This is a genomic window from Geodermatophilus aquaeductus (assembly GCF_900182545.1).
GTDB lineage: Bacteria > Actinomycetota > Actinomycetes > Mycobacteriales > Geodermatophilaceae > Geodermatophilus > Geodermatophilus aquaeductus.
This window is the reverse complement of record NZ_FXTJ01000003.1, coordinates 301,773-323,382: the sequence shown is the minus strand read 5'-3', so window position 1 is coordinate 323,382 and position 21,610 is coordinate 301,773. Positions and strand designations below refer to the sequence as shown.

The window sequence follows — 21,610 nt, the reverse complement described above, 5'->3', positions numbered from 1 at the left end:
CGACGAGCCGACGGCCGCCACCTCCGGCCGTGCTCGGCTGGGGGACCTACACCGGAGACGCAGCAGGGCCCCGGTGGAGTGCTCCACCGGGGCCCTGTGCGTGGTTCGTACCAGCCGTCAGTCGCGCGGCTCCTGCGGCCGGCCACCCTCGGAGGGGCGACCACCCTCGGACGGACGACCGCCCTCGGCGGGACGGCCACCCTCCGCGGGACGGCCACTGCTGGTCAGCTCGCGCTGCGCCTCGGCCGAGGACAGGCCCCGCTCCTCGCTGCGCTGCTCCAGCTCGACCGCCGTGGGCTCCTCGATCGGCGAGAAGAACCCGCGGATGGCGCGACGGGCGCCACCGACCTGGTTCATCTTCTTGGGCACCGGAGCGCCGCCGTAGGCCAGCTCGCCGTGGCCGTGAGCGTCCACCGGGCCCAGGGGCTGGTGGACCTCGATGAACTCACCGTGCGGCAGCCGCCGGATGACACCGGTCTCGATGCCGTGCTCGAGGACCTCGCGGTCGTGCTGCTGCAGACCGAGGCAGATCCGGTAGGTGATCACGTAGGCGATGGGGGGCAGGATGAGCAGCCCGATGCGACCGATCCAGGTCATCGCGTTCAGGCTGATGTCGAACTTGTCGGCGATGACGTCGTTGCCACCCGACAGCATCAGCACCAGGTAGAAGGTGATGGCCATGACGCCCAGCGAGGTGCGGACGGGGACGTCGCGCGGCCGCTGCAGCAGGTGGTGCGACGCGGTGTCGCCGGTGAGCTTCCGCTCCAGCATGGGATAGGCCAGCAGCAGCGTGAAGAGGATCCCCGGCAGGACGAGCGTCGGCCAGAACAGCGCCGGGATGTTGTAGTTGCCCGGCAGGTAGATGTCCCAGGCGGGGAAGAGACGTGTCGAGCCGTCGAGGAACATGACGTACCAGTCGGGCTGGGAGGCAGCCGAGACCTGCGCCGGGTTGTACGGGCCCCACAGCCACACCGGGTTGATCTGCACCAGCCCGCCCAGGGCGGCGACGACACCGAAGACCACGAGCAGCAGCCCGGTCGCCTTGCCGGCGAACGTCGGGAAGAGCCGGTTGCCGACCACGTTGTGCTCGGTGCGGCCCGGGCCGGGGAACTGCGTGTGCTTCTGCTTGACCAGGATGAGCAGGTGCAGCGCGATCAGCCCGAGCAGGATCGCCGGTATCAGCAGCACGTGGACGATGTAGAACCGGCCGACGATCAGCTCACCGACGTAGTCGCCGCCGAACACGGCCCAGTGCGCCCAGGTCCCGATCACCGGGATGGACAGGATGATCGCGCTGATGATCCGGAGACCGGTGCCGGAGAGCAGGTCGTCGGGCATGGTGTAGCCGGTCATGCCCTCGACCAGGGCCAGCACCAGCAGTACGACACCGATCAGCCAGTTGGTCTCCCGCGGCCGGCGGAAGGCGCCGGTGAAGAAGATCCGCATCATGTGGACGACGATCGAGGCGACGAAGAGCAGAGCCGCCCAGTGGTGCATCTGCCGGATGAGCAGTCCACCGCGGACGTCGAAGGAGAGGTCCAGCGTCGAGGCGTAGGCGATCGACATGTCGACGCCGCGCAGCGGCGCGTACGAGCCGTCGTAGGTGACCTCGGTCATCGCGGCCTGGAAGAAGAACGTCAGGTACGTGCCGGTCAGCAGCAGGATGATGAACGAGTAGAGCGCGATCTCCCCGAGCAGGAACGACCAGTGGTCGGGGAAGACCTTGTTCAGCGTGCGGCGCAGCGGACCGGCGACGATGAGCCGGTCGTCGACCTCGAGAGCGGCCTTGCCGAGGGCCGTCTTCGGCGCGCCCGGCGCGGTGGCGGTGCGAGCCATCAGATGCGCTCCCGGTTCCAGTAGGTGGGACCCACGGCCTCAATGTAGTCGCTCCGCGCGACGAAGAATCCCTCGTCGTCGACCGTGATGGGCAGCTGCGGGAGCGAGCGGGTCGCGGGGCCGAAGATCGGCTTGGCGCCCTGCGTGACGTCGAACTGCGACTGGTGGCACGGGCAGAGGATCCGGCTGGTCTCCTGCTCGTACAGCGACACCGGGCAGCCGGCGTGCGTGCAGATCTTCGAGAACGCGACGTAGTCGCCGTAGCCGAAGCCCTCCTGACCCTCACGCGGGATCTCCGCCGCCTGCTGCGACGGGCGCAGCCGGATGAGCATGGTGGCGGCGTCGGTCTGCCGGTTGCCGCCGGGGACGGCGGGGAAGACGGTCTCCAGCGAGCCGGGCTCCTGGTCGCCGGGGCGGATCGGAGTGCCGTCGTCACGGACGAGGCGCACGCCCTCGGCCCACTCGGTGGTGCCCAGCGGGTTCCCGCGGCTGGGGTTCTTGATGAGGCCGCCGAGCGGGGCGACCAGCATGAGGCCCAGGCCGCCGCCCATGAACAGCAGCGAGCGGGTGATCAGCTTGCGGCGCTTCAGGCCGCTGTTGTGCAGGCCGCCCACGAGGGTCGCGCCGGTGGTGACCCGGTCGAAGTGCGAGCCGTCGTGCTTGTCCTGCACGGCCGTCTCGTGCGGCAGCAGCTTCTTCGTGTAGAGCACGAGGCCCACGCCGAAGAAGGTGAACGCCAGGGCCATGAGCAGCCCGAGCATCGGGGTGTACAGCGAGCTGAAGGTGCTGCTGCCCAGCTCCCACTGCCAGTCCGGGAGGAACCAGCCGGCACCGGCGTAGACGACGAAGAAGGCGAAGGCGGCCAGGCCGGCGAGGCCGAACAGGAGGCCGACCTGGCGGACGGCGCGCTTCTCCAGCGCCGAGCCCGGCTCCGGGCCCGGCTCGACGTGCAGGACCTCCACGCCGTCGTAGCGGGCACCGAGGCGGTCGAGCTCCTCGCGGGGGAGGGCGGCGAGCTGCTCGGGCGTGTAGTCGTCGTCCGGGCCGCCGTGCAGCGGACCCGGCGTGTCCGCTCCGCCGGTCGTGCCGGGGCGGGTGTCGTGCGTGGTCACGCCTTGCTCCCCATCCAGAAGATCCCGAACATCAGCGCGGAGATCCCGACGACCCAGATCACGACACCCTCACTGACCGGGCCGATGCGGCCGATGCCCGCGCCACCCGGGTCCGGCATGTCGGTGATCGTCTGGATGTAGTTGATGATCGCCCGCTTCTCCTCGGAGGTGAGCTGGTTGTCCCCGAAGACCGGCATGTTCTCCGGCCCGCTCAGCATCGCGGAGTAGATCTCGAGGTCGTTGGCGTCCTCGAGGCTCGGCGCGTACTTGCCGGAGGACAGGGCGCCGCCCTCGCCGACGAAGTTGTGGCACTGCGCGCAGTTGAGCCGGAACAGCTCCCCGCCGAGGGCGAGGTCGCCGTCGCGCAGGTCACCGGAGGGCAGCACCGGGCCGCCGCCGTTGGCCTGCACGTAGGCCATGAGCTGGTCGATCTCCTCGTCGGAGAAGACCGCCGGCTTGTCGGGCGCCTGGGCGCCCTGGCGCACCAGCGGCATGCGGCCGGTGTGCACCTGGAAGTAGACCGACGCCTCGCCGACGCCGATGAGCGACGGACCGCGGTTGGGCACGCCCTCGAGGTTCTCGCCGTGGCAGCTGATGCAGCTGCGCTCGTAGAGCTCGCGGCCGGCGGCCTCGGCGCTGGACTCGCTGCCCTCGTCGGCGGCCTGGGCCCCCGGGGCGAGGGTCGAGTACAGCGCACCGGTCAGGACCAGGCCGGCCATGAGCGCCGCGACGTTGCCGACCCGGCGGCGCTGCTTGGAGCGGCGGCGGGCGCGGGCGGCGGCGGCCGGGGTGCCCTCGGCCGGGCGGCGCGACCAGCGCGACCGCCGCGGCCCCTCGTCGGGCTGGGTGTCGGACTGGGGGTTCGTGGTGGACACCGGTTCCCTAGCGGATCAGGTAGATCGTGGCGAAGAGCCCGACCCACACGACGTCGACGAAGTGCCAGTAGTAGGAGACCACGATGGCCGAGGTCGCCTGCGCGGGCGTGAACCGGCCCATGGTGGACCGGATGAGCACGTAGACGAAGGCCACGAGGCCCCCGATGACGTGGAGGGCGTGGAAGCCGGTCGTCAGGTAGAAGACCGAGCCGTAGGTGCTGCTCGAGAGGGTGGTCCCGTGCTCGGTGACCAGCACGCGGTACTCGTTCATCTGGGCGAGCACGAAGACCAGCCCCATGACGAAGGTGATCGTGAACCACCGGCGCAGCCCGTAGACGTTGCCGCTCTCCGCCGCGAACACACCGATCTGGCAGGTGACCGAGGAGGCCACGAGGACCAGCGTGAAGACCAACGCGTAGGGCAGGTTCAGCTCGGTGGGTTCCGGCGGCCAGCCCTCGGTCGCACGGGCTCGCGCGGTGAAGTACATCGCGAAGAGCCCGGCGAAGAACATCAGCTCGCTCGAGAGCCAGATGATCGTGCCGACGCTGACCATGTTCGGTCGGGTAAGCGAGTGCACCCGCGAGGTGTCGAAGGTGCTGCTCGCCACGGGGGCCGTTGTCACGCCGCCCATCATGGCACCGGCTGACGACGCGCACCGACCGTGGGTGGCACGGCGTGCCCGCACCGTGACCGCGCCGAGACAGTCCCCCGGTCGGGGGGCCGCGTCCACCCGGTCGGGAGCCGCGTGGGCACTAGGCTGCCGGGCGTGAGCGACGCGCCCGCGACCGTCCTGGTCTACAGCTCCCGGCCCGAGGTCCGCGAGGCCGTCCGCACCGCCGTCGGCCGCCGTCCGGCGCCCGACGTCGGGCCCCTGACCTGGGTGGAGTGCGCCACCGGTGAGGACGTCGTCGACACCGTCGACGGCGGCGGCGTGGACCTGTGCATCCTCGACGGCGAGGCGCAGCCGACCGGCGGCCTGGCGCTGTCCCGCCAGATCACCGTCGAGGTCGCCGACCGCCCGGCCCTGTGCGTCCTCATCGCCCGGCAGCCCGACCGCTGGCTGGCGCACTGGTCGCAGGCCGACGCCACACTCGCGCTCCCGGTCGACCCGCTGATCGCCCCGCAGGTCGTCGCCGGCCTGCTGCGCGCGCACGCGGCGCGGGGCCGCCGACCCGTCTCGCGGTGAGCGCCGGCCCCACCGCCGGGCCGACGTGGCCCGGTCTGCTGACGCGCCTGCTCGCCCGCGAGGACCTCCCGGCCGCCGACACGGCCTGGGCCATGCGCGAGGTGATGGCCGGCGAGGCGACACCGGCGCAGGTGGCCGCCTTCGCCGTCGCGCTGCGCGCCAAGGGCGAGGCGCCGGAGGAGGTCGCGGGGCTCGCGGCCACCATGCTCGAGCGGGCGACGCCGGTCGAGCTGCCCGTGGCCACCGTCGACATCGTGGGCACCGGCGGCGACGGCGCGCACACGGTGAACATCTCCACGATGGCCGCCGTCGTCACCGCGGCCGCGGGCGCGCCGGTGGCCAAGCACGGCAACCGGGCGGCGTCGTCGTCCTCCGGTGCGGCAGACGTGCTCGAGGCGCTCGGCGTGGTCATCGACCTGCCCGCCCCGGCCGTGGCCCGCTGCGTGCAGGAGGCCGGCATCGGCTTCTTCTTCGCGCCGGTCTTCCACCCCGGTTACCGGCACACCGCGGCGCCGCGCCGGGAGATGGGCATCGGCACCGTCTTCAACTTCCTCGGACCGCTGACCAACCCCGCCCGGCCGGTGGCCGCCGCGATCGGCTGCGCCGACGCCCGGATGGCGCCGGTGCTCGCCGCGGTGGTCGCCGGCCGCGGTGCCCGCGCGCTGGTCTTCCGCGGCGACGACGGCCTCGACGAGCTCACCACCGCGACGACGTCGCGGGTGTGGGTGGCCCGCGACGGCGCCGTGACCGCCGAGCAGGTCGACCCGGCCGCCCTCGGGATCGCCGCGGCCGGTCCGGACGCGCTGCGCGGCGGGGACCCGGCGCACAACGCGGGGGTCTTCCGGCGGGTCCTCGACGGCGAGCGCGGGCCGGTGCGCGACGCCGTCCTGCTCAACGCCGCCGCCGCGCTGGCCGCCTTCGACGAGCGCGGCGGGGAGCTCGACGACGTCCTCGCCGCCGGCCTGCAGCGGGCCGCCGCCGCGGTCGACGACGGCAGGGCCGCGGCGCTGCTCGACCGGTGGGTGGCCGTCAGCCGCGAGGCCGCCGGCCGCTGAGCCCGCTCGGGAGGACCCGGGTCGCTCAGGAGGACTCGAGGCCCTCGAGGCCCAGGGAGAAGGCCGCCTCGAGGTCGTGCCGGCTGTAGGCGCGGAAGGCGATGTGCGTCTCGGTCTCGAGCACGCCCGGCACCTTGTTGATGCGCCCGGCGATCACCTCGGCGACCTGGTCGAACTCGCGCACCCGCACGATCGCGATGAGGTCGACCTCGCCGGCGGTCGAGTACACCTCGCTGACGCCGTCGAGGTCGGCGATCGCGGCCGCCACCTCGGGGATCGCGTCGGTGGCGGCGTCGACCATCACGATGGCGGTGATCACGCCAGGGATGCTAGAAGGACCCGGCTGCCCCCCACCACTCGCTCCGCTCGCGGCGGGGCCCTGCAGCCGGGCCGCTCCCCGTGGTCACCGTTCCACCGCCGACCTCCGGCGGGCCGCCGGAGACCCGCTCCGGGCGGGCGCGGGTGCCGAGCTGGCGGCCGTCGGCGAAGGGGTCCCGCAGCGCGCGGCCGGCCTCCACGCGGGAGAGGAAGCCGCTGAGCCCGCCGGTGCCCGGGGCGACGCAGGCGAGCGTGCCGGTGACCTCGACCAGGCGGGTGCCGGGCTTCTCCATCCAGCGCATCACCAGCTCGGTCTCGTCGACGGTGGCCGCCAGCTCGCCGTCGTCGGGCGTCGTCTCGGCGGTGGCGCGCAGGCCGGCGAGGGTGTCGCGCACCGACGTCCCGCGCGGGGCGCACCCGGCGGCGACCAGTCGGCCCCGGCGCACGATCGACAGCGCCCACCCGCCCTCGCCGTCGGGCCGGGCGATCACCAGCTCCGGGACGGCGGCCAGCGACTGCAGCCGCTGCCGCCGGCGCACCGCGCGCACGAGGACCGCGATCCGGTCGCGCAGCACCCCGGCGTCCTCGAACCGGCGCTCGGCCGACAGCCGGTCGACGCGGGCGAGCAGCGGCTCGACGAGGGCGCTCGGGTCGCCGTCGACGGCGGCGCGCAGCACGGCGGCGATCCGCGCGTACTCCTCGACGGACTGGTGGCCCGCGCACGGCGCGCCGCAGCGGCCCATGCCGAACAGGGCGCAGGTGCTCGTGGGCACCCGCGGCGACAGCCGGGTGGTGCACTGCCGCAGCGGCAGCGCCTCGTGGATGGCGGCGGTGGCCATCTCGGCGGCCCGCCGGTCGGCGAAGGGGCCGAGGAAGACGCCCGGCCCGGGGCGCACCCGGCGGACCGTGGACAGCCGGGGGAAGTGCTCGTCGGTGAGCCGCAGCCACAGGGCACGCTCGGGGAAGCGCGAGCGGCGGTTGTAGCGGGGCTTGTGCTCGGCGATGAGCCGCAGTTCCCGGACGGCGGCCTCGAGGTCGTGCGCGCAGGACACCGACTCGATGCGCTGGGCCAGCGCCACCATCTCGGTCATGCGGCTGCGCTGCTCGCCGGAGGAGAAGTAGCTGCGGACCCGGGTGCGCAGGTCGTTCGACGTCCCGACGTAGAGCGGCTCGTCGCGCGGGCCGCGGAAGACGTAGACGCCGGGGCCGGAGGGGACGCCGTCGGCGAGGTGCCGCTTCTTGCGGCGCACGGGGTCGACCTGGCGGGTCAGCCCGTGCAGTTCCTCCAGCGACGTCACCCCGAGGGGCCCGAGTCGTTCGAACAGGCCGTGGAGGACGTCGACGGTGGCGCGGGCGTCGTCGAGGGCGCGGTGGCAGGGCGAGGTCGTGGCGGAGAAGTACGGCGCCAGGGTGGCCAGCTTGCAGTTGGGCACCTCGTCGCGGGACAGCAGCCGCCGGGCGAGCACCGCGGTGTCGACCGAGGCGGCCGCGGGCCACGCGATGCCGGTCTGCTCGCAGGCCGCGCGCAGGAAGCCGAGGTCGAACGGGGCGTTGTGGGCCACGAGCACCGCGCCGCGGGCGAACTCGAGGAAGGCCGGCAGCACCGCGCCGATCCGCGGGGCGGTGGCGACCATCGCCGTCGTGATCCCGGTGAGCACGCTGATGTAGGGCGGGACCTCGCAGCCGGGGTCGACCAGCGTCTGGAACTCCCCGAGCACCTCGCCGCCGCGGATCTTCACCGCCCCGATCTCGGTGATCGCGCTGTCCTTGGGCGATCCGCCCGTGGTCTCGAGGTCGACGACGACGAACGTGGTGCCGGCCAGCGGCGTCCCGAGGTCGTCGATGCTCGCCTGGACGAAGCCCTGCGCCGGGGCGGCGGGAGCCCGGCGGGAGCGGGGGAGCGGCCGGTCGCCGTGGGCCGGGGCCTGCTCGTGGCGCGGCAGCGCGGAGCCCGCGCCGGTGTCGGGGAAGAGCACGGCGGGACGGTAGGCCGGGGGTCGGACAGTCCCGGGGACGCGCGCCCGGCGACCCGCCCGGGGGACGCCGCGCCCGGGCGGGGGACCGACGGCGCCGCACCCGGTTGCGGGAGCGCCCGCGGGCGGACGACGATCCCCCGGCGGACCAGGGGGGTCCGCATCAGCAGAGGGAGTCCGATGCGCGCGCGCTCCCCGTGGCGCACCCGCCGTGGCCCGGCGTCGGTGCTGGTCACGGTGGCGGCCGCGGTCCTGCTCGCGGTGCCGCTCGCGGGCCCGGCGGGCGCGGAGCCGAGCGACCAGCCCGGCGGCACGAGCGGCGTCCTCGACAGCGAGGCGCTCGACCGGCTGCAGCAGCGCGCCGCGGAGGTCCAGGCCGACCTGCAGCTGCGCCAGACGGAGGTCGCCGCGGCGCGCCGGCAGCTGTCGGACGCGCAGGCCGACGTCGACGCCGCCCGGGCCGTGGTGGACGCGGCCGAGGGGGTGCTGGCGGAGAACCGGGCGGTCGTGGCGCAGTACGCCTCGGCGGTCTACCGCGACGGCGGCGCGCTCACCCCGCTCACCGTCCTGCTGAGCGGCGGCGACCCGGCCGACGTCGTCGCGGCGCTGGGCTACCTCGAGGCCGTCGACGCCCACACCGCCGCGGTGGTCGGCGCCGCCGAGGAGCAGCGGCAGGCCGCGCTCGGGCAGCAGGTCACCGCGGACGCCGCGCTCGCCGAGGCGCAGCGGCGCGCCGACGAGCTGGCCGCGGAGGTGGCCGACCTCGAGGCCTCGGCCGACGCCGTCACCGCGGAGCTCGACGTGGCCCTCGGCGACGTCGACCGGCAGCTGGCGGACCTGCAGCAGCAGCAGGTCGACGTCAACACGCAGACCGCGGCCAACTGGCGCGCCTACGTCGGCCAGCTGGGCGAGGCGGGGGTCGTCCTCCCGCCGGCGGCGGAGCTGCTCGACCCGGTCGCGGCCCTGCCCGCCGGGCTGACGCCGATCGGCGCGGCCGCCGGCGGCGCGCAGCAGGGCGCGGCCCAGTTCCCGCGGGAGCCGACGTCGCTGCTCGTGCTGCCCGCCGAGACGGTCGCGGCGGTCACCGCGGCGATGAACGCCCTCGGCAGGCCCTACGCGCCCGGGACGGCCGGGCCCGACTCGTGGGACTGCGGCTCGCTGGTGTCCACGGCCTACGGCGCGGCCGGCATCGACCTGCCCGACGACCAGGCCGCCCTCTTCGCCGTCAGCACGCCGGTCGAGCTGGCCGACGTCCTGCCCGGTGACCTGGTCTTCCTGGGCACCCCCGAGTCGGGCCTGGGGCACGTCGGGATCGCGCTCGACGGCCAGACGATGCTGGCCGCCGACGGGCGGGCCGGCGCGGTCGTCGTCCGCCGGCTGCCCGCCGACCAGGTGGTCCACGTCGGGCGGCCCAGCCTCGGCCCGCGCCCGGAGGAGCCCGCCCCCGGGCCGACCGGCGGCGCGCTGCGGGTCGAGTGCGGCAACCCCGTCCACCCGCCGACCTTCGACGGCGCCCGCTCCTGGGGCGGCTACCCCAACGGCCTCATCCCGCCGAGCGCGCTCTGCCCGATCGGGGTCGGCGGGCACTCCCTGCGCTGCGACGCCGCCGCGGCCTACCGGGCGCTGAGCGCCGCCTACGCGGCGACGTTCGGCCAGCCGATCTGCATCACCGACTCCTACCGGACCTACGCCGGCCAGGTGCGCCTCTACGGCGAGAAGCCGGCGCTGGCCGCCGTCCCGGGCACCAGCAACCACGGCTGGGGGCTGGCGGTCGACCTGTGCGGCGGCATCGACGGCTTCGGCAGCCCGCAGTACGCCTGGATGGTGGCCAACGCCGGCCGCTACGGGTGGCTGCACCCGACGTGGGCCGACCCGGGCAACGGCCGCGAGGAGCCCTGGCACTGGGAGTACGCGGGCAGCTGAGCCGGGACTGTCGGTGGCCGTCCCTAGCGTGCGGACGCAACCGACAGGGAGACCCGTCCCGACCGCGGCCCGGCACCGGGCGGAGCGGCCGGGGCACGGAGGGACACGACATGCTCATCGACTGCGACTCGTGCACCGCGCGCGGTGTCGGCTGCGCCGACTGCGTCGTCACCGCCCTGCTGGGCGCCCCGCCGGGGGAGCGGGACACCAGCCCCGTGCTGCTGCCCGTGCCCCCCGTCCCGGCGGCCCGGACGGCCGACGCCGCCGTCCCGCGGCCCGGCGTGGTGGTGGAACTCGACGACGTCGAGCGGCGTGCGGTGCGGGCGCTGGCCGAGGGCGGCCTGGTGCCCCCGCTGCGGCACCGGCCGTCGGGCGACGGGCGCCGGCGCACGGGCTGACCGGCGGGGATGCCGATCCGGGCACGCCCCGGAGTGGCGCGGATACTGACCGTGTGTGTCCTCACAGTCCACGCACCCCTCGTTTGTCACATCTGCATCACGTCCGTACTGTGGCCGCGTCCGACCGGGTGGTCGTCACCCGTCACGAGGTGACCTCGGCCGGGCACCGCCGAGTCACCGCAACGCCCCTCCCGGGGGTGCGCGAGGTGAGCCGGGGACCCACCGCAGCACTGGGGTGAGTTCTCGTGTGCGCCGGTCACTGACCGGTGTGCGGAGATAGGGCACGTCTTCCCAGCCCGAACCCGTCAGCTAACTCGGTAGGCGGTAGCTGAGGAAGAAACGGAGAGCCGCCGCCCGTGGCGACCCCCCGCCCCCTCCTGGGGCATGCGCGCGCACAGTCCACCGCCACCACCCGCTCCGCCGCCCGTGTCGCCGGGCCGCACCGCCCGTCGCGGGCCCGCCGTCTCGGCCGCGTCGCGGTCGTCGGCACCACCGCCGCGCTGACGATGACGCTCCTGCCCGGCACGGCGGCCGCCGACCCGGAGCAGGCCACCACCTCCGAGCAGGCCGCCCAGCTCGCCGCCGAGGCCGGTCACCGGCTCGAGGTCGTCACCGAGCAGGTCAACGAGGCCCGCGAGGTCCTGGCCCAGCAGCAGACCGCCGCCGACGAGGCCGACCGGGCCGCCGCCGAGAAGCAGGCCCAGCTGCAGGACCTCGACGGCCAGATCCGCCAGGTCGCTCGCAGCGCCTACACCGGCGGGCACAGCGACACCTTCGCCGGGCTCGACCTGCTGATGAGCAGCGACTCCGCCGAGGACTTCGTCAGCTCGCTGGCCACGCTCGACCAGATCGCCGGACACACCACCTCCGTGCTCGACGAGGTCTCGCAGGCGGCAGCCGCCGCGCAGCAGGCCCAGGCCGACGCCGACGCCGCCGAGGCCGAGGCGCAGCGCACCCTCGACGACCTCAGCGCCCAGGAGGATCGGCTCGAGAGCGACATCGCCGACTACCAGGCGCAGGTCGCCGCGCTGACCGAGGCCGAGCGGCAGGCGGCCCAGGCCGCGCAGGAGGCCGGTCTGGCCGCCGCCGCCGCGGAGGCCGAGGCAGCCGCCGGGGCGTCCGGGACGACGGCTCCGACGGGCTCCAGCGCCCCCGCGCCCCCGGCCACCCGCGCCGCGGCCCCCGCCCCGGCGCCGGCGCCCTCCGCCGGCAGCGGTGGCAGCGGCGCGGCCCAGACCGCCGTGCAGACGGCGCTGGCCCAGGTCGGCGACCCCTACGTGTGGGGCGCCGGCGGACCCAACGCCTTCGACTGCTCGGGCCTGACCCAGTACGCCTACGCGGCGGCCGGGATCAGCCTCCCGCACTCCAGCAGCATGCAGTCGCGGATGGGCACCGCCGTCTCGAGGGCGGACCTGCAGCCGGGCGACCTGATCTTCTACTACAGCCCGGTCAGCCACGTCTCGATGTACATCGGCAACGGCCAGATGGTGCACGCGTCGACCTCCGGCCAGCCGGTCAAGGTCGTGTCGGTCGACTCCATGGGCGGCGTCACCGCCATGCGCCGCATCGCCTGACCCCACAGGGCCGCGCGACAGGGCCGGTGACCCCTCGGGTCACCGGCCCTGCTGCGTCCCGTCCTCGGCGGCCGGCCGGGGCCCGGACCGGGCCGCCTAGGATCGGCCGGGTGAGCGCGGCGGGCCGGGGGAGTGCTCGCGCCGCCCTCCTGGTCGCGGCCGTGCTCGGCGTGGCGCTCGTGGTGGTCATCGCCGTCCGCACGCCGTGGAGCCTGCTGCCCACCCCGCCCGGCGGAGCCGCCCCGGTGAGCGACGACGCCGGCCTGCCCGCCGCCGTCGTCGCCCGGGCCGAGGCGCTCGCCGCCGACATCCGCCCGGCGTCGCTGGCCAACCTGCTGCTCGGGCTGGCCGTGTCGGCGCTGTTCGGGCTCACCCGGCTGGGCAGCCGGCTCGTCGCGGCGCTCGGCCGCCCGGTGGGGCAGCGCTGGCCGCTCACGGTGCTGCTGGGCACCGTCGCGTTGGTCGTCGTCGGCCGGCTGGCGACGCTGCCGATCTCGGCCTACGGCGAGGTGGTGCGCCACCGCTACGGGCTGTCGACCCGCTCGTGGCCGCTGTGGCTGCGCGACGTCGCCGTCTCCACCGCCATCGACGCCGGGCTCACCGCGCTCGGCCTGCTCGCGCTGGTGGCCCTCGCCCGCCGTGCGCCGCGCACCTGGTGGGCCTGGGCCGCCGGCGGCGCGGCCGCGCTGGTGGTGGTGGGCTCCTTCCTCTACCCGGTGGTCATCGAGCCGGCGTTCAACAGCTTCACCCCGCTGGCGGCCGGGCAGCTGCGCACCGACCTGCTCGAGCTCGCCGAGGAGAGCGGCACACCGGTCGAGGACGTCCTCGTGGCCGACGCCTCCCGCCGGACGACCGCGCTCAACGCCTACGTCTCCGGGTTCGGCTCCACCCGGCGGGTGGTCCTGTACGACACGCTGCTCAGCGACGTCCCCGACGACGAGATCGAGTCGATCGTCGCCCACGAGCTCGGCCACGTGGCCACCGACGACGTCCTCACCGGCACGCTGATCGGCGCCCTCGGGGCGGCCGGTGCCGTGGCCCTGCTCGGCTGGCTGCTCGGCTGGACGCCGCTGCTGCGCCGGGCGGGCGCGGACTCCGCGGGCGACCCGCGCGTGGTGCCGCTGGTGATGCTGCTGGTGGCTCTCGGCACGCTGGTGTCCACGCCGGTGCAGAACCTCGTCTCGCGGCACGTCGAGGCCCGGGCGGACCTGCACGCGCTCGACCTCACCGACGACGCGGCGGCGTTCGAGGAGATGCAGCGCCGGCTGGCCGAGACCAACGTCTCCGACCCGAGCCCCCCGGTGCCGTGGCAGTGGTGGTTCGGCTCGCACCCGACGGCGGCGCAGCGGATCGCCATGGCGGAGGACTGGCTGCGGCTGGACGACCGGTGAGCGGCCACACCCTCGTCGTCACCAACGACTTCCCGCCGCGGCAGGGCGGCATCCAGACCTTCGTGGCGGCCCTGCTGGAGCGCCGCCCGCCCGAGTCGCTGGTCGTGCTGGCGTCCCGCTCGCCGGGCTGGGAGCGGTACGACGCGCAGGTGCCCTACCCGGTGGTCCGGCAGCGCACGGCGATGCTGCTGCCCACCCCGGCCACCTCCCGCGCCGCCGTGGCGCTGGCCGCCGAGCACGGCTGCGACACCGCCTTCTTCGGCGCGGCCGCGCCGCTGGGCCTCATCGCGCCGGCGCTGCGGGCGGCCGGTGTGCGCCGGCTGGTGGGGGCCACGCACGGCCACGAGACGGGCTGGGTCGCGCTGCCCGGCGCCCGGCAGCTCATGCGCCGCATCGCCGGCGGCCTCGACGTCGTCACCTACATCAGCGACTACACCCGCAGCCGCCTGGAGCCGGCGCTGGGCGGGCGCACGCGGCTGGCCCAGCTGTCGCCGGGGGTCGACGTCGACCGGTTCACCCCGTCGGCCGACGGGACCGCGGTGCGCCGGCGCTACGGGCTGGGGGAGACGCCGGTCGTCGTCTGCGTGTCCCGGCTGGTGCCGCGCAAGGGGCAGGACGTCCTCGTGGCGGCCTGGCCGCGGGTGCTCGCCCGGCACCCGGGCGCGCGGCTTCTGCTGGTCGGTGGCGGGCCGGACGAGGCCCGGCTGCGCCGCGCGGTGGCCGACCGGGGGGTGGGCGACTCGGTGGTGTTCACCGGCCCGGTGCCCCCGGCGCAGCTGCCCGAGCACTACGCGGCCGGCGACGTGTTCGCCATGCCCTGCCGCACCCGCCGCGGCGGGCTCGACGTCGAGGGCCTCGGCATGGTCTACCTCGAGGCGGCCGCGGTCGGCCTGCCGGTGGTGGCGGGCACCTCGGGCGGGGCGCCGGAGGCGGTCCGCGACGGCGAGACCGGCACGGTGGTGCGCGACCCGCGCTCCGCGGAGGCCGTGGCCGCCGCCGTCACCGCGCTGCTCGACGACCCCGCCCGCGCCCGCGCCATGGGCGCTGCCGGCCGGGCCTGGGTGGAGGAGCGCTGGTCGTGGACGACGATCGCCGCCGACCTCGCCGCCCTGCTCGACCCCTGACGGCAGCGAGCCCCGCCCCGCACGACGGCGGGACGGGGCTCGGGAGCCGGGCTCAGCGGCTGTAGAGCGCCTCGACCTCGGTGTCGAACTCCTTCATGACCACCGAGCGCTTGAGCTTCAGGCTCGGGGTGAGCATCCCGTTGTCCTCGGTGAAGTCCGTGGTGAGGACGCGGTACTTCTTGATCGCCTCGGCCTGGGACACCGCCCGGTTGGCGTCGGCGACGGCGGCGTCGATCTCGGCCTTCACGTCGGGGTCGTCGACCAGCTGGGCGAGCGGGGTGCCGGCCGGCTTCCCCTTGCTCTCCAGCCAGCCCGGCAGCGCCTCCTCGTCGAGGGTGATCAGCGCGGCGATGAACGGCCGCTGGTCACCGACGACGATGCACTGGCTGACCAGCCGGTGGGCGCGCAGCCGGTCCTCGAGCACGGCGGGGGCGACGTTCTTGCCGCCCGCGGTCACCAGGATCTCCTTCTTGCGGCCGGTGATCCGGGTGAAGCCGTCGGCGTCGATCTCGCCGATGTCGCCGGTGTGGAACCAGCCGTCGGCGTCGATGGCCTCGGCGGTGGCCTGCTCGTTCCTCCAGTAGCCGCGCATGACGACGCCGCCGCGGATGAGGATCTCGCCGTCGTCGGCGATGCGGAAGCCGACCCCGGGCAGCGGGCGGCCGACGGTGCCGATCCGCAGCGCGCGGTCGTGGTTGACCGACGCGGCCGCGGTGGTCTCGGTGAGGCCGTAGCCCTCGAAGACGGTGACGCCGGCGCCGCGGAAGAAGTGGCCCAGCCGGTCGCCGAGCGGGGCGCCGCCGGAGATGGCGCCCAGGCAGCGGCCACCGAGCGCGGCGCGCAGCTTGCTGTAGACGAGCCGGTCGAACAACGCGTGCTGGGCGCGCAGCGCCAGGCCGGCGCCGCCGGTGTCCTGTGCCCGCGACCAGGCGATGGCCACCGCGGCGGCCCGGTCGAAGATCTTCCCCTTGACCGGGCTCTCGCCCTCGGCCTTCGCCTTGGCCTGGTTGAAGACCTTCTCGAACACCCGCGGGACGGCGAGGACGAAGGTCGGCCTGAACGCGCCGAGGTCCTCGACCAGGTTCTTCACGTCGGGCGTGTGGCCGATGACGGTGCGGGTCTTGACCGCGCCGACCTGCATGACGCGGGCCAGCACGTGCGCCAGCGGGATGAACAGCAGCAGCGAGCCCTGCACGTTCATGAACCGGTCGAGCAGGCTCATGCCGTTGCCGACCTCGAACAGGAAGTTGCCGTGGGTCAGCTCGCAGCCCTTGGGGCGGCCGGTCGTGCCCGAGGTGTAGATGAGCGTGGCCACGCTGTCGGCGCCCAGCGTCGCCCGGCGGGCCTCGAGCTCGCTGTCGGGGACGCCGGCGCCCGCGGCGGTCAGCGTGCCGACGGCGTCGTCCTCGATGACGTAGAGGGGGCCGAGGTCGGGGGCCTGGTCGCGCACCGAGTCGACCGCGGTGGCGTGCTCGGCCTTCTCGACGATCGCGGCGACCGCGCCGGAGTCGGACAGGATCCAGGCGACCTGGTCGGGGCTGGAGGTCTCGTACACCGGGACCGTGACGGCGCCGGCCGTCCAGATGGCGTAGTCGATGACGGTCCACTCGTAGCGGGTCTTGGCCTGCAGGGCGACGCGGTCGCCGGCCTGCACGCCCGCGGCCACGAGGCCCTTGGCCACCCCCGCGACCTGCTCGCCGAACTCCCGCCAGGTGACGTCCTCCCAGCGGCCGTCCCGCTGGATGCGCAGGCCCACCTCGTCGCCGTGCTCGGCCACGTTCTCGGCCAGCATGTCGGTGAGTGCCTCGGACGGCCCCACCTCGGTCGTCGCCGGGACGCTGTACTCGCGCACGCTCGGTCCTCCTCCTCCGCGCGGCTCGGGCGCCGCTGCCCGCGGTCCCGCGCGGGACACGTCCTGGGAAATCTACCGGCTGGGGCTACTGGGCAGTAGCCGTGCCCGCTCCGCCCACCCTGCAGCGTGAGCGGGGACCGCTCTAGCCTCTGGCGCATGGCCGAGCAGTCCACCCAGTCGATCGTCGTCTCCGCGCCGGCGGCCGACGTCATGGCGGTGATCGCCGACTTCGAGGCCTATCCGCAGTGGGTGGGGGCCGCCCGCACCGTCGAGGTGCAGGAGCGCGGGCCCGACGGCCGCGCCCGCCGGGTCCGGTTCGTCATCGACGCCACGGTCCTCACCGACGAGTACGTCCTCGACTACACGTGGGACGACGACCGGCAGGTCTCCTGGACCCTGGTGTCGAGCAAGCTGATGAAGCGCCAGGACGGCTCCTACACCCTGCGGGAGACCGGCGGCGCGACCGAGGTGACCTACCGGCTCACCGTCGACATCGCCATGCCGATGCTCGGGATGATGAAGCGCCGCGCCGAGAAGGTCATCCTCGACACCGCGCTCAAGGAGCTCAAGAAGCGCGTCGAGGGCTGACCCCCGTGCGCACCCTGCTGTTCACCGGCCCCGGCGGGGCCGGCACGACCACCCTCGCCGCGGCCGCCGCCGTGCGCGCCGCCCGGGACGGGCGGCGGGTGGTCCTGGTGACCCGCCAGGAGGTGCCCGCGGGCACCGCGGACGACGGCGTCGAGGTGGTGCGTGCCGAGGCGCAGTCCGCGTCCGAGGCGCTGTGGGCGGCGCGGGCCGCGGACCTGGCGGCGGCGCTGCCCGACCTCGGGCTGCCCCCGGCGACGTCGGTGGTGCCGCTGCCGGGCGCCGGGGAACTCGCCGTCCTCGCCGCGCTGGGCCGCGTGGGCGCCGGGACCGACCTCGTCGTCGTCGACGCCGGGCCGCTGGGCGCCGGCGCCGGGCTGGTCGCACTGCCCGGCGCGCTGCGCTGGTGGCTGGACCAGGCCTTCCCCACGCGGGTCCGGGTGCTCGCCGCCGTGCGCACCGCCGCGGTGCGGTCCGGCACGGTCCGCCGGGGCGCCGTCGACCTGGTGCTGTCGGCGGTCCCGGAGCTCGAGGCGCTGCTGGACCGGCTGACCCTGACCGACCCGGCCGCGACCGCCGTCTGGCTGACCGGCCGGCCCCGGCCCTCCGCCGTGGCCGCGCTGCGGACCGCCGCCACCGCCCTGGCCGTGCACGGGCAGCAGCCGGTGGGCGTGCTCGCGCGCCGCTCGCCCGGGGGCGGGCCGGGCGACTGGGCGGCCGCCCGCGCCGCGGAGGAGGAGGCCGCGCTGGCCGCGCTCGCCGACGTCGCCCCGGTGCACGAGGTGGCCGAGGCGGCCGTCGAGCCGGCCGGTGCCGACGCGTTGGCCGTGCTGCTGCCCGACCTGCCGGAGCCCGGCCCGGCGCCGACGGTGCCCGCCCCGGAGCGGGTCGAGGGTGGATGGCGGCTGACGCTGCCGCTGCCCTTCGCCGGGCGGGAGGGCGTGCGGCTCACGCGCTGGGAGGACGACCTGGTCGTCACCGCCGCCGGGACCCGCCGCTCGCTGCGGCTGGACGCGCTGCTGCGCCGGTGCGTGGTGACCTCGGGCGAGCTGGCCGACCCGGGAACCGCCGCGGCGCGGCTGCAGGTCGGGTTCGCGGCGGATCCTCAGCAGTGGCCGGCGGACCTGCTGGCGGCAGCTGCGCAGGACCCGGCGCGGACGACAGAGCCACGGGAGACGGCGGCCCGGGGCACGGGATCGCGGGACAGGGGGACCGAGTGAGCGAGGGAGCCGACTGGCTCGACCAGGCACGGCGGCTGGTGGCCGGTCTGGGGCAGGCCTGGGCCGAGTCCGGCGCCGGGGAGCCCCCGGACGCCGGGCACGCGGGACACGTGGCGGGCGGGGACTGCCAGTGGTGCCCGCTGTGCCGGGCGGCGGCCGTCGCGCGGCGGCCGGAGGTGTCCGAGGCGCTGGCCGACCTCCTGACCTCGGCGGCGGTGGCGCTGCGGACGGTGGCCACCCCGCCCGAGCCGCCGGCCGGCCCGGAGGAGCCCGCACCGGCTCAGCAGGCGGCACCCGAGCCGGCCCGGGTGCAACACATCGAGCTCGGCTGAGTGACCGCCGACCGGGCCGACCCCGCCGGCCTGCCCGCCCTCGGCGTCGACGTCGGCGGGACGAAGGTCGCCGGCGGCGTCGTCGCCCCTGACGGCACGGTGCTCGGCACCGCCCGCCGCTCGACGCCCACCGCGTCGGTGGCCGAGGCGGAGGCCGCGATCGCCGGCGTCGTCGAGGAGCTCGCCGTCTGGCACGGCGGGCCGCTGGTGGCGGTGGGCGTGGGCGCGGCCGGCTGGTTCGACCGCACCGGCGACGTCGTCCTGTTCAGCCCGCACCTGGCCTGGCGGCACACCTCGCTGCGGCGCGACCTCGCCGCCCGGCTGCAGCGGCCGCTGTGGGTGGGCAACGACGCCGACGCCGCGGCCTGGGCGGAGTACCGCTTCGGCGCCGCGCAGGGAGCCGAGCTCGCGCTGTGCATCACCCTCGGCACCGGCATCGGCGGCGGGATCGTCGCCGGCGGGCGGCTGCAGCGCGGCGCGCACGGGGTGGCGGGGGAGTGGGGGCACATGCGCGTCGTCCCCGACGGGCGGCTGTGCGCGTGCGGCAACCGCGGCTGCTGGGAGCAGTACGCCAGCGGCAGCGCGCTGGCGACCACCGCACGCGAGGTGGCCACCCGCTCGCCGGCCGCGGCGGCCCGGCTGCTCGACCGCGTCGACGGCGACGCGTCCCGCCTGACCGGCGAGGACGTGGCCCGGGCCGCGGCCGACGGCGACCCGGTGGCGCTCAACCTGGTCAGCGACGTCGGCGAGTGGCTCGGGCAGGGCATCGCCGACCTCACCACCGTCCTCGACCCCGACGTGGTGGTGATCGGCGGCGGGGTCAGCGTGCTCGGCGACATGGTGCTCGACCCCGCGCGCGAGCGGCTGGCGCGGGCGCTGCCCGGCCGCGGCTTCCGGCCCGGCCCGCGGGTGGTCGCGGCGGCCCTCGGCGCCCAGGCCGGGCTGGTGGGTGCCGCCGACCTCGCGCGCGCGGCCGTGTGCGAGGGCCGCGGGAGCACCCGCTAGACGACGGCCCCGTCGTCGCCGTCGTCGTCGCGGTCGCGCATCCGGGACAGCGCCAGGGCGGCGCTGCCGACCAGCGCCGCGACGCCCAGCACCAGGCCGGTCTCGGAGGTCAGGCCCAGGACGCCGGGGGCGCCGACCAGCACGACGCCGGCCGCGGCCAGCAGCACCGCGTACAGCGTCGACGGCGAGGGCATCGGCACCGGCGGCGCGGGCGGCGGCTCGTAGTGCTCCTCGGCGGCCGGGTCCTCGGCCTCCTCGACCGGCGCCGGGACCGGGCGGGGCGCCGCCGGCTGCGCGGGCGCGGCGTCCTCCACGACGGTGCGCCCGTGCTCGGCCTCGTAGGCGGCGACGATCCGCGCCCACTCGGCGTCCTCGTCGAGGTCGCGCCGCAGCGGGCGGCGCTCGGCGGCCGGGCCCTGGGCGGGGGCGTGGTCGTCGGCGTGCCGGTCGACCAGCGAGCGGCCCTCGCCGAGACGGGTGCGGTCGACGAAGAGCCGGTCGGCCGGGGGGCTGGGGAGGAAGACGGTGCGCGTGTACGGGCCGACGTCAGCGGCGGGCTCGAGGTAGGCGGCGATGCCGGCGTCGCGGAGGACGTCGAGCAGGTGCTCGCCCACCCGCGGGTCGACGTCGCGCAGGGGCGCCCAGAGGGTCGCGTCCAGGCCGTTGTCGCGCCGGCCGCGGCCGCGGCGGGGGCCGGTCACGCGGCGGCCCCGCGGATGCGCACCCGGTCCCCGGGCGGCCGGTCTGCAGCCACGGTGGTCCTCCTCCGGGGTCGGGCGGGGTGCCGTCGGGGACCGACGCGCGGGGCGGATTGTCGCCGGGGCACCCGGCTCCCTAGTCTGGCATTTCCCCAGGGAGGCGTGTTGTTCTACTGGTTCCTCAAGTTCGTGGCGATCGGTCCGGTCGTGAAGCTGGTGTTCCGTCCCCGGGCGGAGGGCCGGGAGCACGTGCCGGCCGGTGGCGCCGCGATCCTGGCGAGCAACCACATCTCGGCCGCGGACTGGATCTTCATGCCCCTGTCCCTGCGGCGACGGGTGACCTTCCTGGCCAAGCGCGAGTACTTCACCGGCACGGGCCTCAAGGGCATGCTGCAGCGGGCCTTCTTCACCGGCGCCGGCCAGGTGCCCATCGACCGCTCGAGCGCCTCGGCCGCCGAGGACGCCATGCGCACCGGCATCGAGATGCTGCAGCAGGGCCGCCTGCTGGGCATCTACCCCGAGGGCACCCGCTCGCCCGACGGCCGGCTCTTCCGCGGCAAGGTCGGGGTGGCGCGCATGGCGCTGGAGACCGGCGTCCCGGTGGTCCCGGTGGCGATGACCTACACGCCGCGGCGGATGCCCTTCGGCAAGAAGCTGGTGAAGGTCCACGTGCGCTTCGGCGAGCCGCTGGACTTCTCCCGCTACGAGGGCCTGGCCGGCGACCGCTTCGTGGAGCGCTCGGTCACCGACGAGATCATGTACGAGATCATGACGCTGTCGGGCCAGGAGTACGTCGACGTCTACGGCGCCACGGTGAAGAAGTCGATGGAGGCCACCGGCGCCAGCGCCTCCGACGTCGTCGGCCGGCTGCAGCCGCCCGCCGGCGAGGCCGGTGACCGGGCCCCCCAGTCCCTCGCCGGGTAAGGACCCCTCCGCCCCCCACCGCTCGCGAGCTCGCGGCGGGGCCCTGCGCAGGGGCCGAGTCAGCGGATCAAGAGCTGCTCGAGCAGATCGGTGAGCAGGGCCAGCAGGCCCTCGCGGCTCACGGCGGGCTCGCGCACCCACTGGTGCACGAGGTCCTCGGTGAAGGCGAACCCCGACCGCCCGGGCGGGCTGAGCACGCCGGTGGGCACTTCCGCGGAAGTGCACACCG

At 75.6% G+C, this 21,610-nt stretch carries 21 protein-coding genes and 1 riboswitch; of the genes, 12 read left to right on the top strand and 9 right to left on the bottom strand.

Annotation, left to right across the window (positions count from 1 at the left end):
- Nucleotides 1-117: 117 nt before the first annotated feature.
- From qcrB to ctaE, 4 genes are read right to left on the bottom strand one after another with little or no spacing between them, the layout of a single operon-like run.
- A complete protein-coding gene (gene qcrB, locus FN207_RS10400) occupies nucleotides 118-1,836 on the bottom strand; it encodes a cytochrome bc1 complex cytochrome b subunit (RefSeq protein ID WP_142458416.1) in 1,719 nt (572 codons plus the stop codon).
- A complete protein-coding gene (gene qcrA / locus FN207_RS10395; protein ID WP_142458415.1) occupies nucleotides 1,836-2,948 on the bottom strand; it encodes a cytochrome bc1 complex Rieske iron-sulfur subunit in 1,113 nt (370 codons plus the stop codon). Before qcrA ends, qcrB begins: the two co-directional genes overlap by 1 nt.
- Nucleotides 2,945-3,823 carry a cytochrome bc1 complex diheme cytochrome c subunit gene (gene qcrC, locus FN207_RS27300; protein ID WP_142458414.1) on the bottom strand — a complete coding sequence of 293 codons (879 nt, stop codon included), beginning with the start codon at nucleotides 3,821-3,823 and terminating at the stop codon, nucleotides 2,945-2,947. Before qcrC ends, qcrA begins: the two co-directional genes overlap by 4 nt.
- A gap of 7 nt (nucleotides 3,824-3,830) precedes the next feature.
- Nucleotides 3,831-4,454 carry an aa3-type cytochrome oxidase subunit III gene (ctaE, locus tag FN207_RS10385; RefSeq protein WP_342778727.1) on the bottom strand — a complete coding sequence of 208 codons (624 nt, stop codon included), beginning with the start codon at nucleotides 4,452-4,454 and terminating at the stop codon, nucleotides 3,831-3,833.
- Nucleotides 4,455-4,589: 135 nt separating this feature from the next.
- Here ctaE and FN207_RS10380 point away from each other — a divergent pair, with 135 nt between their 5' ends.
- Both FN207_RS10380 and trpD read left to right on the top strand, forming a co-directional pair.
- On the top strand, nucleotides 4,590-5,009 hold the full coding sequence (locus FN207_RS10380; RefSeq protein WP_142458412.1) for a response regulator: 420 nt from the start codon (nucleotides 4,590-4,592) through the stop codon (nucleotides 5,007-5,009).
- Nucleotides 5,006-6,064 carry an anthranilate phosphoribosyltransferase gene (gene trpD, locus FN207_RS10375; protein ID WP_142458411.1) on the top strand — a complete coding sequence of 353 codons (1,059 nt, stop codon included), beginning with the start codon at nucleotides 5,006-5,008 and terminating at the stop codon, nucleotides 6,062-6,064. Before FN207_RS10380 ends, trpD begins: the two co-directional genes overlap by 4 nt.
- 25 nt (nucleotides 6,065-6,089) lie before the next feature.
- On the opposite strand, the gene FN207_RS10370 is transcribed toward trpD, so the two are convergent.
- Complete coding sequence (locus tag FN207_RS10370) at nucleotides 6,090-6,383, bottom strand: Lrp/AsnC family transcriptional regulator (RefSeq protein WP_142458410.1); 294 nt, start codon at nucleotides 6,381-6,383, stop codon at nucleotides 6,090-6,092.
- Nucleotides 6,384-6,393: 10 nt separating this feature from the next.
- Nucleotides 6,394-8,358 carry a DEDD exonuclease domain-containing protein gene (locus FN207_RS10365; protein ID WP_246065966.1) on the bottom strand — a complete coding sequence of 655 codons (1,965 nt, stop codon included), beginning with the start codon at nucleotides 8,356-8,358 and terminating at the stop codon, nucleotides 6,394-6,396.
- 177 nt (nucleotides 8,359-8,535) lie between these two features.
- Between FN207_RS10365 and FN207_RS10360 the strand changes: the two genes are divergently transcribed.
- From FN207_RS10360 to FN207_RS10340, 5 genes are all read left to right on the top strand, one after another.
- On the top strand, nucleotides 8,536-10,278 hold the full coding sequence (locus FN207_RS10360; RefSeq protein WP_142458409.1) for an NlpC/P60 family protein: 1,743 nt from the start codon (nucleotides 8,536-8,538) through the stop codon (nucleotides 10,276-10,278).
- 110 nt (nucleotides 10,279-10,388) lie between these two features.
- Nucleotides 10,389-10,676, top strand: a complete 288-nt coding sequence (locus tag FN207_RS10355) for a hypothetical protein (protein WP_142458408.1) — start codon at nucleotides 10,389-10,391, stop codon at nucleotides 10,674-10,676.
- Between the two features lie 157 nt (nucleotides 10,677-10,833).
- Nucleotides 10,834-11,015, top strand: a riboswitch (cyclic di-AMP (ydaO/yuaA leader).
- 17 nt (nucleotides 11,016-11,032) lie between these two features.
- The gene (locus FN207_RS10350; protein WP_246065965.1) at nucleotides 11,033-12,250 is read left to right on the top strand and encodes a C40 family peptidase; all 1,218 of its coding nucleotides are present in this window, start codon (nucleotides 11,033-11,035) and stop codon (nucleotides 12,248-12,250) included.
- A gap of 110 nt (nucleotides 12,251-12,360) precedes the next feature.
- A complete protein-coding gene (locus tag FN207_RS10345) occupies nucleotides 12,361-13,641 on the top strand; it encodes a M48 family metallopeptidase (protein WP_142458407.1) in 1,281 nt (426 codons plus the stop codon).
- Nucleotides 13,638-14,765 (top strand): glycosyltransferase family 4 protein, encoded by a 1,128-nt coding sequence (locus FN207_RS10340; RefSeq protein WP_142458406.1) that lies wholly within the window; start codon nucleotides 13,638-13,640, stop codon nucleotides 14,763-14,765. Before FN207_RS10345 ends, FN207_RS10340 begins: the two co-directional genes overlap by 4 nt.
- Nucleotides 14,766-14,817: 52 nt before the next feature.
- Here FN207_RS10340 and FN207_RS10335 read toward each other — a convergent pair whose 3' ends face one another.
- Nucleotides 14,818-16,617, bottom strand: a complete 1,800-nt coding sequence (locus FN207_RS10335) for an AMP-dependent synthetase/ligase (protein ID WP_142458405.1) — start codon at nucleotides 16,615-16,617, stop codon at nucleotides 14,818-14,820.
- A 156-nt stretch (nucleotides 16,618-16,773) separates the two neighbouring features.
- Here FN207_RS10335 and FN207_RS10330 point away from each other — a divergent pair, with 156 nt between their 5' ends.
- From FN207_RS10330 to FN207_RS10315, 4 genes are read left to right on the top strand one after another with little or no spacing between them, the layout of a single operon-like run.
- A complete protein-coding gene (locus FN207_RS10330; protein ID WP_142458404.1) occupies nucleotides 16,774-17,205 on the top strand; it encodes an SRPBCC family protein in 432 nt (143 codons plus the stop codon).
- Between the two features lie 5 nt (nucleotides 17,206-17,210).
- Nucleotides 17,211-18,422 carry an ArsA-related P-loop ATPase gene (locus FN207_RS10325; RefSeq protein ID WP_142458403.1) on the top strand — a complete coding sequence of 404 codons (1,212 nt, stop codon included), beginning with the start codon at nucleotides 17,211-17,213 and terminating at the stop codon, nucleotides 18,420-18,422.
- Nucleotides 18,419-18,754, top strand: coding sequence for a hypothetical protein (locus FN207_RS10320; protein WP_142458402.1), 336 nt, complete (start codon nucleotides 18,419-18,421; stop codon nucleotides 18,752-18,754). Before FN207_RS10325 ends, FN207_RS10320 begins: the two co-directional genes overlap by 4 nt.
- A complete protein-coding gene (locus FN207_RS10315; protein WP_142458401.1) occupies nucleotides 18,755-19,759 on the top strand; it encodes an ROK family glucokinase in 1,005 nt (334 codons plus the stop codon). It abuts the gene before it with no gap.
- On the opposite strand, the gene FN207_RS10310 is transcribed toward FN207_RS10315, so the two are convergent.
- The gene (locus tag FN207_RS10310) at nucleotides 19,756-20,460 is read right to left on the bottom strand and encodes a hypothetical protein (protein ID WP_142458400.1); all 705 of its coding nucleotides are present in this window, start codon (nucleotides 20,458-20,460) and stop codon (nucleotides 19,756-19,758) included. The two genes, FN207_RS10315 and FN207_RS10310, sit on opposite strands and share 4 nt — an antisense overlap.
- Nucleotides 20,461-20,619: 159 nt before the next feature.
- Here FN207_RS10310 and FN207_RS10305 point away from each other — a divergent pair, with 159 nt between their 5' ends.
- Entirely contained in the window at nucleotides 20,620-21,381 is a 762-nt protein-coding gene (locus FN207_RS10305) for a lysophospholipid acyltransferase family protein (protein WP_246065964.1), read from the top strand.
- Nucleotides 21,382-21,440: 59 nt separating this feature from the next.
- On the opposite strand, the gene FN207_RS26240 is transcribed toward FN207_RS10305, so the two are convergent.
- On the bottom strand, nucleotides 21,441-21,608 hold the full coding sequence (locus FN207_RS26240; protein ID WP_185938276.1) for a hypothetical protein: 168 nt from the start codon (nucleotides 21,606-21,608) through the stop codon (nucleotides 21,441-21,443).
- Between the last annotated feature and the right edge of the window lie 2 nt (nucleotides 21,609-21,610).

Bases quoted from the DNA above. Each gene is read 5' to 3' on its own strand.
- FN207_RS10360 (WP_142458409.1), top strand. From the start codon at position 8,536: ATGCGCGCGCGCTCCCCGTGGCGCACCCGCCGTGGCCCGGCGTCGGTG.
- FN207_RS10355 (WP_142458408.1), top strand. From the start codon at position 10,389: ATGCTCATCGACTGCGACTCGTGCACCGCGCGCGGTGTCGGCTGCGCC.
- ctaE (WP_342778727.1), bottom strand. From the start codon at position 4,454: ATGGGCGGCGTGACAACGGCCCCCGTGGCGAGCAGCACCTTCGACACC.
- FN207_RS10330 (WP_142458404.1), top strand. From the start codon at position 16,774: ATGGCCGAGCAGTCCACCCAGTCGATCGTCGTCTCCGCGCCGGCGGCC.
- qcrB (WP_142458416.1), bottom strand. From the start codon at position 1,836: ATGGCTCGCACCGCCACCGCGCCGGGCGCGCCGAAGACGGCCCTCGGC.